This is a genomic window from Corynebacterium sanguinis, assembly GCF_007641235.1.
Classification (GTDB): domain Bacteria; phylum Actinomycetota; class Actinomycetes; order Mycobacteriales; family Mycobacteriaceae; genus Corynebacterium; species Corynebacterium sanguinis.
Genome location: NZ_CP038157.1, coordinates 2305825 through 2319530, shown reverse-complemented (window position 1 = coordinate 2319530; position 13706 = coordinate 2305825). Strand labels below are relative to the sequence as shown.

The 13706-nt window shown below is 63.1% G+C and carries 15 protein-coding genes and 2 pseudogenes; 7 read left to right on the top strand and 10 right to left on the bottom strand.

Annotated features, from left to right (window positions below):
• Nucleotides 1-146 precede the first annotated feature (146 nt).
• Nucleotides 147-692, bottom strand: a complete 546-nt coding sequence (locus E3227_RS11200; protein ID WP_246062696.1) for a hypothetical protein — start codon at nucleotides 690-692, stop codon at nucleotides 147-149.
• 204 nt (nucleotides 693-896) lie between these two features.
• On the opposite strand from E3227_RS11200, the gene E3227_RS11780 reads away from it, so the two are divergent.
• The 3 genes from E3227_RS11780 to E3227_RS11185 are packed head-to-tail and all read left to right on the top strand — an operon-like array spanning nucleotide 897 to nucleotide 3137.
• Nucleotides 897-1379 carry a hypothetical protein gene (locus tag E3227_RS11780; RefSeq protein ID WP_246062695.1) on the top strand — a complete coding sequence of 161 codons (483 nt, stop codon included), beginning with the start codon at nucleotides 897-899 and terminating at the stop codon, nucleotides 1377-1379.
• On the top strand, nucleotides 1376-2599 hold the full coding sequence (locus E3227_RS11190; RefSeq protein WP_144318525.1) for a relaxase/mobilization nuclease domain-containing protein: 1224 nt from the start codon (nucleotides 1376-1378) through the stop codon (nucleotides 2597-2599). The genes E3227_RS11780 and E3227_RS11190 overlap by 4 nt, the downstream gene beginning before the upstream one ends.
• Complete coding sequence (locus E3227_RS11185; protein WP_246062694.1) at nucleotides 2553-3137, top strand: hypothetical protein; 585 nt, start codon at nucleotides 2553-2555, stop codon at nucleotides 3135-3137. Before E3227_RS11190 ends, E3227_RS11185 begins: the two co-directional genes overlap by 47 nt.
• An 18-nt stretch (nucleotides 3138-3155) precedes the next feature.
• Here E3227_RS11185 and E3227_RS11180 read toward each other — a convergent pair whose 3' ends face one another.
• Nucleotides 3156-3458 (bottom strand): hypothetical protein, encoded by a 303-nt coding sequence (locus tag E3227_RS11180; protein WP_081275423.1) that lies wholly within the window; start codon nucleotides 3456-3458, stop codon nucleotides 3156-3158.
• Nucleotides 3459-3507: 49 nt separating this feature from the next.
• Nucleotides 3508-4932 (bottom strand): mercury(II) reductase, encoded by a 1425-nt coding sequence (gene merA, locus E3227_RS11175; RefSeq protein ID WP_006840951.1) that lies wholly within the window; start codon nucleotides 4930-4932, stop codon nucleotides 3508-3510.
• Between the two features lie 98 nt (nucleotides 4933-5030).
• Between merA and E3227_RS11170 the strand changes: the two genes are divergently transcribed.
• Complete coding sequence (locus E3227_RS11170; protein WP_006840950.1) at nucleotides 5031-5420, top strand: heavy metal-responsive transcriptional regulator; 390 nt, start codon at nucleotides 5031-5033, stop codon at nucleotides 5418-5420.
• A gap of 46 nt (nucleotides 5421-5466) precedes the next feature.
• Here the strand turns inward: E3227_RS11170 and E3227_RS11875 are convergent.
• A pseudogene (locus E3227_RS11875) lies at nucleotides 5467-5712 on the bottom strand (LLM class flavin-dependent oxidoreductase); the annotation flags it as partial.
• 82 nt (nucleotides 5713-5794) lie between these two features.
• Nucleotides 5795-6145, bottom strand: coding sequence for a VOC family protein (locus E3227_RS11160; RefSeq protein WP_034656146.1), 351 nt, complete (start codon nucleotides 6143-6145; stop codon nucleotides 5795-5797).
• 113 nt (nucleotides 6146-6258) lie between these two features.
• On the opposite strand from E3227_RS11160, the gene E3227_RS11155 reads away from it, so the two are divergent.
• The 3 genes from E3227_RS11155 to E3227_RS11145 all read left to right on the top strand — a co-directional run bounded on the left by E3227_RS11155 (nucleotide 6259) and on the right by E3227_RS11145 (nucleotide 7837).
• Nucleotides 6259-6984 carry a TIGR02391 family protein gene (locus E3227_RS11155; RefSeq protein WP_170228682.1) on the top strand — a complete coding sequence of 242 codons (726 nt, stop codon included), beginning with the start codon at nucleotides 6259-6261 and terminating at the stop codon, nucleotides 6982-6984.
• A 257-nt stretch (nucleotides 6985-7241) separates the two neighbouring features.
• The gene (locus tag E3227_RS11150) at nucleotides 7242-7523 is read left to right on the top strand and encodes a type II toxin-antitoxin system RelE/ParE family toxin (RefSeq protein ID WP_144318523.1); all 282 of its coding nucleotides are present in this window, start codon (nucleotides 7242-7244) and stop codon (nucleotides 7521-7523) included.
• Between the two features lie 8 nt (nucleotides 7524-7531).
• Nucleotides 7532-7837 carry a HigA family addiction module antitoxin gene (locus E3227_RS11145; RefSeq protein ID WP_144318522.1) on the top strand — a complete coding sequence of 102 codons (306 nt, stop codon included), beginning with the start codon at nucleotides 7532-7534 and terminating at the stop codon, nucleotides 7835-7837.
• A gap of 7 nt (nucleotides 7838-7844) precedes the next feature.
• On the opposite strand, the pseudogene arfB reads toward E3227_RS11145, so the two are convergent.
• The 5 genes and pseudogenes from arfB to E3227_RS11120 all read right to left on the bottom strand — a co-directional run bounded on the left by arfB (nucleotide 7845) and on the right by E3227_RS11120 (nucleotide 13699).
• Nucleotides 7845-8287: pseudogene (arfB, locus tag E3227_RS11140) on the bottom strand (alternative ribosome rescue aminoacyl-tRNA hydrolase ArfB).
• 19 nt (nucleotides 8288-8306) lie between these two features.
• Nucleotides 8307-9629 (bottom strand): hypothetical protein, encoded by a 1323-nt coding sequence (locus E3227_RS11135; RefSeq protein ID WP_144318521.1) that lies wholly within the window; start codon nucleotides 9627-9629, stop codon nucleotides 8307-8309.
• Nucleotides 9630-9681: 52 nt separating this feature from the next.
• On the bottom strand, nucleotides 9682-10032 hold the full coding sequence (locus tag E3227_RS11130; RefSeq protein ID WP_144318520.1) for an FUSC family protein: 351 nt from the start codon (nucleotides 10030-10032) through the stop codon (nucleotides 9682-9684).
• Between the two features lie 360 nt (nucleotides 10033-10392).
• Nucleotides 10393-12312, bottom strand: a complete 1920-nt coding sequence (locus E3227_RS11125) for a vWA domain-containing protein (protein ID WP_144318519.1) — start codon at nucleotides 12310-12312, stop codon at nucleotides 10393-10395.
• Nucleotides 12305-13699, bottom strand: a complete 1395-nt coding sequence (locus E3227_RS11120) for a MoxR family ATPase (protein ID WP_144318518.1) — start codon at nucleotides 13697-13699, stop codon at nucleotides 12305-12307. The genes E3227_RS11125 and E3227_RS11120 overlap by 8 nt, the downstream gene beginning before the upstream one ends.
• Between the last annotated feature and the right edge of the window lie 7 nt (nucleotides 13700-13706).

Genomic DNA, 13706 nt, shown 5'->3' with positions numbered 1-13706 from the left:
TCGATTCTTTCCGCGATGGCGGATCGAGCAAAGCTCGGAAACAGTTACGCCCTCAGCACGCGCAAGCTTCGTTACGAGTGATGCTTCCTCGCTGCTCAAACGGATTCTCAGGAACATAACTGCTACCTATCTCGTGGAGAAAACCTCTATGCTTTCTTCTCGTCTCGACGGAAACGTAAACCGCGTCGCGTTGTGCGGGTTTCTGTCGCAGATTGATCTTCGTCGTCGGTTGATTCGAGAGCTCTTTTCTCCTTTTTCTCCCGCCGGGCTTCGATTTCAGCGGCCTTCGCAAGCAGCCGGTCGTCGTTCATGTCGCGAATTTTCTCGGTGGCCTTCTGCGCCTGATCCACCGCTGACTGACGGGCGCGGTTCGCGGCATCGACCGTGTCTCCCGCTAGCGACATCACAGATTGACGCCAGCCTTGGACCTGGAGACGTTCCGCATCCTCCACACTCATCCGCACATGCTGCGCGAACACACTAATAATGTCGTGAATACTGTTCGCGTGAGCAGTGATGTGGCGTGCGCGAATCGGGTTGGTCACCCAGACCTGATTGCTCAACTTGGCTGTCTCACGGACGGCTGTATCCATCTCGAGCAGACGTCGGGTGGTCGATTCCAATCGATCCTTGCGCGCGTCGTGGATTCCCTCTCGGTGAGAATCCAGCTGGCGGGGCTCAAACTCGTTCACGTGGGCGATCTCCAAGACATACATCCGATCATGGAGGTAGATGCTCCGAGCAGCCACACCCAGCCAAAGCGGCAGATCGCCTTTCAACCCAGCTAGGAGGGTTTCAAGTTTCTTGGAGTTGTTCTTCTGCTTCCGAAGTCGATCAACTGCGTCATCGAGTTGTTCGATGGCGTAAGACTCGATGCCATTCAGCTCTGATCCTAGGTGGGCGACCTTCGACCAAGTGGTTGCCGAAACGCTGTTATCGCGTCGGTAGAGTTAGTCAGCTTCTTCAATCGTGTACTGGATACCGCCAAGCTGGGCCAGCGCATCAATTCTGCGCTGGCGAAGGAGAACGTCGAGCTTCTCATTGATAACCTCCAAATACTCCTTGATTTCCGCGAGCGGCTCGGGCTGGCTCCGAGCACGTGGGTGCGGACCGTCGTACGCGATGCCCTCCACGCCTCTCGGAGCGAGGAGTTGGACGCCGCCGTGGCCGCGCACCTGCTCGGGGTCGAGGCGCGTGTGCAGGCGTCGGCGGACGCGCGCGAGCTGGCCGCGCAGATCCGCCCGCTGGCGATCAACGTCAACGACCTGGACCACCGGGCACGTGCCGGTGAGGCGGTGGCGCTGTCGTCGGAGGTGCCCGAGCTGATCGAGCTGCTGCGCGAGGTCCGCGCCCTGCTCGGGGATCGGACGGTCGCATGAGCACCACCCACTACAGCCCGAGCACCAGCGCCGCCGACACCGAGCACTATATCCGCGGGAAGGAGGACGAGCGGGGCGTCGCGATCACGTGCGAAGTGCCGGGAGGCCCCGGCGCGTTCTCGGCGCGCGCACGGGCGCTCACGCAGAACACGACGCGCGAGGTCGAGGCGCTGCACTACCGCCAGTCGTTCAGCGACGAGGAGTTCGACCCGAAGAACCCCGAACACGTGCAGCGGGTGTACGACCTGGGCTACCAGCTCGCCAAGAAGATGCACCCGGATTCCGACTGCCTCGTCGTCAGTCACGTGGATGGGCGGGGAAAGAAGCCGCACAACCATATTTTGGTTCTCAATCACAACAACCGCACGGGAAAGGCGCTCTCGGACTATCGCACGTTCCACGACCGCAAGGCCGGGAATCAGAAGGGCGTGCAGTCGGCGAACGACGAGCTGATGCGAGAGCACGGGCTCTCGGTCGTGAAGCGGCTGGAGCACGCGCCGAAGGACTGGGAGCTGCGCCGCGAAGACTTCGCCGAGGGGTCGCTCGACCGCGAGATGGGCGACCGGATGAGCGCCGCACTGGCCGATCCCCGCGCGGTGGACAAGGCCGGTCTGGTCTCGGTGATCGAGGAGCAGAACCAGCAGCTCGGTGATGACGGGGATCGGGTGCCACGGATGCGGCTGCACAGCCCCGTCAGCAAGAAGGGCAAACGCGCCGGGCAGGAGACCTGGACGCTCTACATCGAGGACCGCCGCGGCGAGTCCGGGCGTGCCGAGCGCCGCAAGCGCACGAGCGCACTCTCGGCGGACTTCACCCCGGAGGGCGCGCAGGCGTTCTTCGACTACCACCAGCAGCAGATGGAGCAGGAACATGAGCGCAGCGCTCGACAGGCTGAAGCAGCAGAACGGGCCCGTGCAGTCGCCGCAGCCGCTCGGCAGTCCGGAGACGATGGAGCTGTTGACCTCGATCCTCGCCGCCGTCGAGGCGCAGAATACGAGGATCGCCACGCTGACCGAGCAGCAGAAGAAGCTCGCGGGGTTCGTGAAGGTGGACAGCGAGGAGCAGGAGAAGCAGCTCTCCGCGATCTCGCATCAGCTGACCTCAACGTCGCCGCCGCCGGAGTCGAACGAGAACAGCGAACTGCTCGCCGGAATCGCGTCCACTCTCGCGGGTATGAGCGTGAACCTCAACGGGGAGAGTCTGAAGGGCTCAGCCTCTAAGTCCGAGGCTGCCGCCAAGCATCTCGATGAGAGCCGGGCTAAGTTCGAGCGGGCCGCGAACGGTGCGCAGAAGGCCTGGCGGGAGTCGATCACCCAAGCCAGCGCCGAGGCGACGAGCGCGATCAGCACGGCCCGGGATCAGGCTGTGCAGTCGATCGAGAGGGCCGCTGCCGACGCCGGGGCCGTGGCAACAGCCAAGATTGACGCCGCGAACGAGCGGGCCGAAAAGATCATCGCCACAACGGCGAAGCTGGAGGCCCGTCAGCTTTGGTCTGTCGCCGCGTCGATGTGCCTCGCGCTGCTGCCGGTCGCAGTCATCGTCGCGGGTGTTTGGATGGCCGTCGCCGGGCTTATCACGGGCGCTCAGTGGGCCCTCGACGTGGACGGGAGCGTGTGGATCGGGATCGGTCGCTGGCTCGTGGTCTCCATGGGCCTCGCCGGGGCCGGCTACGGACTCTTCGCGTCCGTCCGCTGGGTCGCCGGTCTCGTGGAGACTTGGAAGGGCCGCGGGATGCCGAGGTGGCCCCGTTGGCGGTGATGGCTGGATCCGATCGAGCTACCGGTTCCGATCAGCAGTCGAAGGATTTTCGCAGCAGCCAGTCCTGCGGCCTCGGTGCCGCCGCCGTAGCCTGACGAGCATCCCGGCCGTGACGGCCATCGCGACGGCGATCCCGGCACCGATGATCCAGGGATTGCCGAGGAGCCCTCCGACGCCTGCGAGTGCTCCGCCCGCCGCGATGAGCGGCAGGCCGCAGCAGAGCAGCAACGGAAGCGCGCAGCATGCCAGTAGGAGCAGCCCGGTCCCTGCGGCGACGATGGGACCGGCGCGCCGTTCGTCGCGGTCGTGATCGGCGCTCATCGTCTGCACCTCTTCCGGATGAGATCTCCCCGATTGCATGCGTTGCCGTTCATGCGCAGCACGAGAGCAGTGACGGGTCGGTGGTGAAGGACTTCGCGGCGATCCGGATGCCTTCGGTCATGGTCAGGTAGGGGGCCCAGGCGTCGGCGACTTCGGCGATGGTCTTGCCGAGCACGTGGACGCCTGCGGCGGCGAGTTCCCCGGCGTCCTTGGCGACGGCGGTGAGGCCGAGGATCTCGCTCGTATCGGCGTTCACGACGATCTTGATGAACCCGCGGGTGTCGCGGTTGATCACCGCCCGGGGCACATACTCCAGGGGCAGCACGCGGCAGTCGCAGCGGATCCCCGCGGCGACGACCTCCTTCTCGGTCATCCCGACCGCGCCGATCGCCGGTCCGGTGAACGTCACCCGCGGCAGATGGGAGTAGTCGACGGACCGGTCGGCGTCGGCGAACGCGTTCTCGGCGACGAGGGTGCCGTGGTGGGCCGCGACGTAGACGAACTCCGGGTGCCCGGTCACGTCGCCCGCGGCCCAGATCCGCGGGTTCGACGACTGCAGATGGTCGGAGACGACCACCTCGCCGGAGTCCCCGGTCTTCACCCCGACCGCATCGAGGTTCAAGCCGTCGGTGACGGGACGGCGTCCGAAGGCGACGAGCACCTGGTCGGCGCGGAACTCCTGCGAGCCGCCGGACACGTCCGCGGTAACCACGACCTGCCCGGTCGCCGCGTCCCGGGACACCCGGGTCGGCACCGCGCGGCGGACCACCCGGATGCCCTCGTCGGCGAACACCTCCTGCAGTGTCCGGGACACCTCCGGCTCCTCCTTCGACGCGAGCCGGGACCGCACCAGCAGCGTGACCTGGGAGCCGAGGCGGGCGAACAGCTGCGTCTGCTCCAGGGCGACGTAGCCGCCGCCGAGCACCAGCATTGACTCGGGGACCTCGGTCAGGTCCATCGCCGTGGTCGAGGTCAGGTACCCGGCCTCGTCTAGGCCGTCGATCGGCGGAGACCACGGCCGCGCACCGGTGGCGACCAGGTAGTGCTCGGCCTCGATCGTCTCGACCGCTCCGTCTGCGGCGGTGACCTCCAACACCGGCGCGTCCGGGGTGCCCGCGAACCCGGCGTCTCCCCGCCGGACGTGCCACCCGTATGAATCGGCGACGTCGGCGTACTTCTCGCCCCGCATCGTCTCGACCAACGCCTGCTTCCCGGCGATCAGCGCGGGCATGTCCACTGGGCCTGCAGTCGTCGCGATCCCCGGGAACCGGTCGGCGGCGTCGGCGGCGACGTGCCGTGCATCGGCGGCGGCGATGAGGGCCTTCGACGGCACGCAGCCCGTGTTCACGCAGGTGCCGCCGAGCGTGCCACGCTCGATCATCACCACCGACTTCCCGAGCGTGCTGGCGCGGATCGCAGCGGCGAACGCGCCGCCTCCCGATCCGATGATGGCGAGATCGTACTTCGTAGGCATCGCTGCTCCTGTCAACTCTTGGCTTTCTGCTCTGTCTCAGCCATACTGGACCTTCCAGTGCAGGGGAAGGTCAAGCGCGGCCACGGAGGGAGACAGCAATGCGGATCGGAGAACTCGCCGAGAGGGCGGGCACTACCGCGAAGACCCTTCGCTTCTACGAGGAACAGGGCCTTCTGCCCCCGACCGAGCGCACGCCGTCCGGATACCGCGACTACGCGCCCGAGACGGTCGCTCGGATCGACTTCGTCCACCGCGGCCAGGCCGCGGGCCTCACCCTCGCCCAGATCCGCCAGATCCTCGACATCCGCGACGGCGGCCATGCGCCCTGCGAGCACGTGCGCGACCTGCTTGACGTGCGCCTCGCTGAGATCGAGCAGCAGATCGCGCAGCTCTCCGTGCTGCGCGACACTATCGCGGACCTCAGACAGGACGCCGCGCACCCGGACCCTGAAACGTGCAGCCCCGATCAAGTGTGTAGGTACTTGTAGACGACGGGAGTCAATGACTCAAACGCTACAACCCCGATATGCGCTAGCGCATGTCGATGCCGCCGGTGCCCACCTCGATGTTTTTGGTGGTGGCCGCGACAGCACACAGCAGCGGCATCGGGGCGGAGGCCTGCAGCGCGAAGTGGTGGACTCGGAAGGACGCGTTGTTCACGCCGATTTCGTCCGCAGCCTGGGTGATCTCCAGATGAGTCTTGGCGATCTTTTCCGCAGATGGCCCGCGCTAGCTGCCGAAGGCGTAATGCCCGAAGCTTAAGAAGCCGAACGCTTTCATTGGATAACACTCCTTTTGATGGTGTTAACGAGAGGGAGTAACTTTGCAACGACATACCGTCGAGTTTAAGTTCAACGTGTAGCTAGGCCCCGGGGTTACCCACGCAGAACTCGTTGCCTTCCGGGTCCTGCATGACGGTCCACACCAATCCCGGCGCCTCGTGGGTGGTGAGTTCGGTGGCGCCTAGGTCTTTGAGGCGTTCTATTAAAGTTTCGCGCTCCGCCCCGCCAACGTCGACGTGCATGCGGTTTTTCCCAGGTGTCGGTTCCTCAACGCGCTGAAATCCCAGCGCCGGGGTGGAATCAACCATCACGAAATCGCCGTAATCCGCGGCGATTTCGCAGCCGGTTGCGGCGGACCAAAACTTGGCGAGCTTTGAGGGATCGTGGCAGTCGAAGGTGATCTGGCGGATCGTGAAGTTGGGATCGCTCATGGTTTCCATTGTGGGCGCGCGTCAGCGCGCCTGCAACAATGCGGGGTGTTTCTGGTGGGGGTATCAGACCAGTTCTCTCCGGCCATGTCAGCCCCATACGTCATAATGGCGGCATGGCCGAGCTGGACCCAGAGTGGGCGATCAATGAGATAGACGCGTTCCTGCAAGTCACAGCGAAGGTAGTCCCCGACATGGGCCCGGGCATCGCCTACCTTGGAACCGTTATGAGTGGATCGCCGACTGAGGCTGCGGCACGCGCCCATGTCGTTGAAATGATTCTTGACCGAGTGCTTCCCGGGTGGAGACAAGAACTCCCGGTCCAGGACAAGGAGTATAGCTGGCTGAGGGGTCAAGCGGCCCGGGCCAAGACAGCGCTTGAACGTCGGTCTGAACTCGCTGAAAAGCTCGGAGAGAACACGCCAGACTTAGACGCAGCCAGTCTGCATCCGTGGGCGTGGGAAAATGGCAAGGGTTACTGGAATCACGGGCACTACCATCAAGCAGTGATGCAGGCTGCCATCCGCGTCAATGCAGAGACCCAAGCGAAACTGAACCGCCTAGACGTATCTGAAACAGCACTTTTCAACGAGGCGTTTTCACTCCACGATCCGAAGCGTAATGTGCCGCGCCTTCGGCTTATGGAAAATGATGGCAGTAAGACGTTTGAGAACCTGCATCGGGGTGCCCGCGCCTTTGCAGAGGGCTTGTACGCGGCTATCCGCAATCCCGGGATGCATGTTCCACACGACGGTGGTGAGGAGCAAGTCGCGTTGGAGCAGCTCGCGGCTTTCAGTCTATTGGCTCGCTGGGTTGATAAGGCTACCGTCCTGGATGGGTGACAACATCGGTTTACGGAATAGCAGTCCGCTTGAGCGAAGGATGTGGGGAGCACGAACGCCTGTGATGGAGGTGCCGGGTGCTCAGTCAGCAAGGCCGTCCAGGACCATCGCCGTAGTTGTGTGCAAGGTTAACGCCAGCGACTGGGCTGGGTCCAAGAATGAATCTCGCACGCGTTAAACTGCGCCGACACTCTGTCGAGTTCAAATTTAACGTGTAGCGTTATTGACGCTTCGCGTTATGGGGGATAGGGTGAAGCATGATTCAGTCGTTCGGGAATCGACAAACAGAACTGGTGTTTCTGCGTGAGCCGGTTCCGAAATTGGATCCTCGGATCCACAAGTCGGCGAACAAGAAACTCCACCAGCTCGATGCGGCAGTCTCTCTTGACTCCCTCGGTGTGCCGCCCGGGAACCGCCTAGAGGCGCTCAAGGGCGACAGGAAAGGGACTTTCAGCATCTGGGTCAATGACCAGTGGAGAATCACTTTTCGCTGGACGGGCGCGGGGCCCGAGCAAGTGACCATCGAGGACTACCACTAAGGAACGCCATGTCGGAGAAGCTTTACCCTCCGGTTCATCCTGGGGAGATTCTTCTCGAGGATTTCATTGAGGGATTTGAAATCACTCAGCACAAGCTTGCCGTATCGATCGGGGTGCCCCCTCGTCGTATCAACGAGATCGTGCACGGGAAACGCGGAATTACAGCTGACACCGCGCTCAGGCTCGGAAAATACTTTGGCGTCGAGCCGATCTTCTGGATGAATCTGCAGAGCCAGTATGAGATTGAGGTGGCGGAGGATAAGGCCCTCGCTGAGATCGAGCGGATTCAGCCGGTCCAAGCTTCTTCGGCGTAGGCCGCACCTAGGGAATTTGGGGCCGTTGCCTCATCGCTTTCAGCTCCGAGCGCCGCTTCTTTGCTTCGAGACGGCGCCGCACCGAGCCCCGCGTCGGCTTCGTCTTACGCCGCGGGGGAGGAGGCGGGGCGAGCGCCTCGCGCAACAGGACGGACATGCGTTCGCGTGCCTCAGCTCGGTTGCGCACCTGCGACCGCTGGGTCGACGCAGACACGGTGAGGACGGAGCCGTCCAAGCGGTGCTCGAGGTTGCGCAAGATGCGGCGGCGTTGGGCGTCGGTAAGCGATGCGCTTTCAGTGATATCGATGGAAAGCTGGACCATGCTGTCGGTCGTGTTGACGCCCTGGCCGCCCGAACCGACGACTTCGCGAACCGCTCCGTTAGGTCGGCAGCGGCGATGACTGCACCGTCGGGGATCCCCGGGCCGGGCGCGATGGTCAAGTCGTTCATGCAGCCCAGTTTAGGTGCCCTACGAGTCGTTCTTGTCTCGGCGGAAACGAAGACCGCGTCGCGACGGACGGGATTCAGCCTCAGTATTATCCTCGTCGCCGGTTGAGTCGAGCGCTTTTTGCTCCTCCTTCTCCCGTCGGGCTTCGATTTCAGCGGCCTTCGCAAGCAGCCGGTCGTCGTTCATGTCGCGAATTTTCTCGGTGGCTTTCTGCGCCTGATCCACCGCAGACTGGCGGGCGCGGTTCGCGGCATTGACTGTGTCTTCCGCTAGCGACATCACAGATTGACGCCAGCCTTGGACCTGGAGACGTTCCGCATCCTCCACACTCATCCGCACATGCTGCGCAAACGCACTAATAATGTCGTGAATACTGTTCGCGTGTGCAGTGATGTGGCGTGCGCGAATCGGGTTGGTCACCCAGACCTGATTGCTCAGTTTGGCTGCATCGCGGATCGCTGAATCCATCGCGAGCAAACGGCGGGTGGTCGATTCCAATCGATCCCTGCGCGCTTCGACAATTCCTTCCCGATGAGAATCCAGCTGGGCTGGCTCAAACTCGTTCACGTGAGCGATCTCTATGACATATAACCGATCATGTAGATAGATGCTCCGAGCAGCGACACCTAACCAAAGCGGTAGATCCTCCTTCAGGTCTTCAAGAAGGGCCTCAACTTTCTTGGAATTGTTCTGATGCTTCCGAAGTTGATCAACTGCGTCATCGAGTTGTTCGATGGCGTAAGACTCGATGCCATTCAGCGCTGATCCTAGGTGGTCGACCTTCGACCAAGTGGTTGCTGAAACGCTACTGCTGCGCCGGTAAAGTTCGTCCGCTTCTTCAATCGTGTACTGGATACCCCCAAGCTGCGCTAGTGCGTCAACCTTGCGCTGCCGGAGGAGAACATCGAGCTTCTCATCGATGACCTCTAGATACTCCTTGATTTCAGCAATTGCTGCCTCAATTGCGGCCTGTGCGGCAATGCCGGCAGCATTCGAAGTCATGGCTGGCGAAAACTTCACCTCTTGAAAAGAAGCGTGTTTAAAGAACTGACCTGGATTGTCAGCGAGCCCAAGATCACCCCGACGCAGGACTCCGGGAACCGTTCCCTTTGAGGTGCGGTGCTGGAGAATCCTCGCTGTTTCGTCAGTCGCCTTGTAGTACTTGCCGGATTTGAACTGGCGGTCGGATATCGAGCTCAGCACATTGCTGGCGCGGAAAAGGACTTGCGGGGACATAGGCTCGAACTCGGGCGCGGCGGTGGCGGGGAAGCGGTCTTCCTCGCTAAGGATGAGCAAACCTTCACCGTCTGCCAGGAAAGCCAGGTCCTTGCTTGAAGTCTCCATGTCCAGAAACTGTAGTACAGGCGGGAGGCAAATTCGTCGCAAAGCACCTGCGCTAACGCCGCTGCAGCACGACCTCGGGGTACTTGCGCACGTAGCCGAATGCGATGACGACGAGCGCCGCGAACGCGCCGATGACGGTCTCCGCGGTGCGGGCGAGCAGCATCGGCCAGACGGGGGAGGCCTCGACCGTCTGCACCATCAGCAGGGCGGTCGGGGTGATGAAGCTGGCGGCGATGGTGTAGTTGCGGGTCACGTACATCTCGGTGAGGTACTGCAGAATCACAATCCACACGACGATCTGCCAGCCCTGCATCGGGTGGGACAGCAATAAGCCGGCTACCGCGATGCCGCTGAGGGTGCCCAGGACGCGCTCGATGGCGCGGTAGTACTTAGTTCTTTTCATTTTCGTGATTACGGAACACCCTGTAAATACCTACCGTGAACTGCAACGATGTGGTTTCGTATTTTTGCGTATTTTTACGAAACCGCGCAGCAGACACCCCACTGCGCCCTCACTGTGCCGTCACCGGAACCCTTCTTGTGCGAATCTCTCCAGTAGCCCTGCAGCATGAAAAATAATTGTAATTTGACGCGCATCTTTCCGTGCCCTGTTGCTTTCTGAATTGCTAGATGTTCCGGGAGCGATAGCGCCATGACCGCATCCTGCGGTACTTCTCTGGATTTACTTACTGTCTTTAGCGGAAAGGTTTCTCTGCGCCAACACGCCGTGGACTTCAAATTCAACGTTTAGCGTTTAACGCTGTTACCAGCGGAGGTACTCTCCCACCACAGCGCCTCCGAGTTCGTTGAGGTCGGGTGCGACGACGTTGGCGCCGGTGCGGTTGGCGAGGGCATCGATAAGCGAAACAAGCCCTGGATCATCCCCGAGGCGGAAGAAGGTGATCTTCGTCCCGCGTTTGGTCACCGTGTCAAGCGCATCGACTGTGCGCGCGAGCGTGATGCGGTCGGTCGGCCAGTTGAAGTAGGCCTCGCCCCATTCGGTCAGGATAGAGGTCGGCTCGCCGTCGGTGACGATGAGAAGCGTCGGGTCGTAGTTGGCGTGGCGGTTGAAGAACTCGTTAGCGAGAAGCAGCGCGTGCTGCAGGTTGGTGCCCTTTTCCTGCATCGGCGGCAGGGCGGTGAGTTCTTCGATCGTCAGCGTCTGCGCGTAGAGGCCGAAACCGATCAGCGCGAGCTCGTCGCTGCGGAACTGCGTGGTGATGAGGTGGTTCAGCGCTAGCGCGGTCTGCTTCATCGGCGTCCAGCGGCCTTCCATCGCCATGGAAAAGGAGGTGTCCACAAGGAGTGCAACGGCGTTTTTCGTACGCGCTTCGGTTTCGACCACTTCGATGTCGTTCACGGTGATCGCGAACGGCTCGCCGCTGGCGGCACTGCGCTGGAGCGCGTTCGTGATGGTCCGGGTGGTGTCCCACGCCTGAGTGTCGCCGAACTCCCAGGGGCGGGTGCCACCGGTGGGTTCGCCCTGCTGACCGGCGAGGCGGGAATCGCGCTGGCCGCGGGATAACTGGGAGGTCGCGCCCTTCAGCAGCTCTTTGCCCAGCATGCGCAGCGCTTTCGGGGATAGCTGCAGCGACCCGGACTCGCCCTTGTTCAGCAATCCGGAGTCGCGCAACGCTTTCTCCAAGTCGCGCAGATGTTTAGCGCTGGTGGCGGTGTCAGCGCCTAAGAGGTCGGCGACCTCGTCCAAGTCAATGTCTCCGGGGCGTTCACCTCCGAGGGTGGCGGCGAGCTCGTCGAGGCGCCCGAGGTCGCGCATCGCGCGGGTGGCTTCGCCGAGGCCCATGCCGCCCGATGTCCCGTCGCCGTCGAACGGTTCGGACCCGGTCCAGTCCAGGTCGGGGCGGATGCCGCGCAGGTTCGCATCCAGCTCGCCAACGAGGTTCATCAGCTCCTCCGAGCCGAAGGCCTCGGACGCGAGCTGCATGAGCTCGGCGCGCTGCTCGGGCGTCATGGAGTTGAGCAATCGCTGGGCTGCCGCCGATCGCTGCGCAAGTAGCTCCACCAACTCCTCGATGTTGCGGGGGTTCTCTGGAAACTGATCCCCGTGCTTGGCCATGAAATCCTGAAAGTCCTGCTCCGTGGCCATGCCGGCGCGATGCTTGCCCAACAGCACGTTGAGATCGCGAAGCATCTCGGCGACGGATGCGCGATCTTCATCGGTGGCACCTTCCAGCGCCTCTTTCATGCCGGCGAAGCGCTGGTCTAAGAGTTCGCGGCCGATGAGGTCTTTGATCTGCTGGTACTTCTCGCGCGCTTCTGAGGAAGCCCAGTCGTAGCCGTTCAGTTCGGTCACCGCCGCCGCGGGAGAGACGGGCAGGTTGTCGAGTGTCATCTCCCGCATTGTGCGGTCGAGATCGTCCATACCCACATCGCGGGCGAGTTGGCCGCGTTCGGCGAGCACCGCTTCGTCGAGAAGCTTCTTCGCTTCCTGGAGCGTGCCCCCGAGGTTGGTCTTGTGCAGCAGCTCCTTGCGGCGCTCCGCGATTTGGCGCAGGAAGTCGTCGTAGCCCTCGCGGCGCAGATACTCGCGCATGGCCTGCTCGGTGGAGTAGCCGTACATGACGTCGTCGGCAATGGCGCGCACCGCCTTGGTCAGGTCGGGCGGTGGGGCGAGCGGATCCGGGCCCGGGGTGTACCTGCGGTACCTGCGTTGCTTAGCCATAGATGCTCTCACCTTCGCCGGAGTCCTTCGAAATCTTTTGGGTGAGGTAGAGTGCCTCCACCGCGAGCTCGATGGCACTAGCGCGCTCGCCCTCGCTCTCGGCGTTGAATGTCGAAGCAATGTCTTCGTAAAGCGTGCCTTCGAGCTGGGGCAGGCCGTTGAGGAATTCTGCCGCCGTAATGTTTTCTCCAGTGGTGATGAAGGTGGAGCCGTCGAGCGCCTCGATCAGCGGGGTGAAGTCGAGTCCCTTGATCCGGGGGCGAAGAGCTTGAGCCACGGAGTTGCGCAGCAGGTACTCGAGGATGTCCCACTCGCGGCCTTCCTCGCCGTGCTCGAACTCCACCTTGCCGCCGAGCACGTCGACGGCGGCCTCCAGGTCCACTAGGCGCGCGACCGGGGCCTCCCCGGTAATGGCGGCGCGGCGGGCAGCGGAGGCTGCGACTGTCTCGGCGCCGGCGACGGCGAAGCGGGCCGAGACGCCGGCACGCTGGTTCACCGCGTCGGATTCGCGCAGCGCGCGGGTGAACCGGGCGAGGGCTTCCATAATGGTTTGCGGAACAGTGGCCGTGAGCTCTGATTCCTGCTCGATGATGCGGATCTCGTCGTCCAGCTCGACGGGGTAGTGGGTGCGGATCTCAGCGCCGAAGCGGTCCTTGAGCGGGGTGATGATGCGCCCGCGGTTCGTGTAGTCCTCCGGGTTCGCCGACGCCACGACCAGCACGTCCAGCGGCAGGCGCAGCATGTAGCCGCGGATCTGGATGTCGGCTTCCTCCATTACGTTGAGCATGGCCACCTGGATGCGCTCCGCCAGGTCCGGCAGCTCGTTGATGGCCACGATGCCGCGGTTGGAGCGCGGGATGAGGCCGTAGTGGATGGTCTCCGGGTCGCCCAGGCGGCGGCCTTCGGCCACGCGCATCGGGTCCACGTCGCCGATCAGATCCGCCACGGAGGTGTCCGGGGTGGCCAGCTTCTCGGAGTAGCGGGCCTCGCGCGGGATCCAGGCGATGGGCAGCGCGTCTCCTTCATCCTCGACGCGGCGCTTCGTGGCGTCCGTCACCGGGTTCAGGGGGTGTTCGCGCAGCTCGGATCCTTCGACGGCGGGCACGAAGGCGTCGAGAAGCAAAGGAAGCGTGCGAAGCAGGCGGGTCTTGCCCTGGCCGCGCTCGCCGAGCAGCACGATGTCGTGGCCGGCGATGATGGCGCGCTCGACCTGCGGCAACACGGTGTGCTCGAGGCCGTGGAGGCCGGGCCACGGGTTTTCGCCGGCGCGCAGTATGGCGATGAGGTTGTCGCGCATCTCTTCGCGCACGGTCTTGTAGGTGTAGCCGGCGGCCTTGAGCTCGCCGAGGGTGGTGATGGATGGCCAGGAGTTGGGCGCTTCAGTCATGACGGCC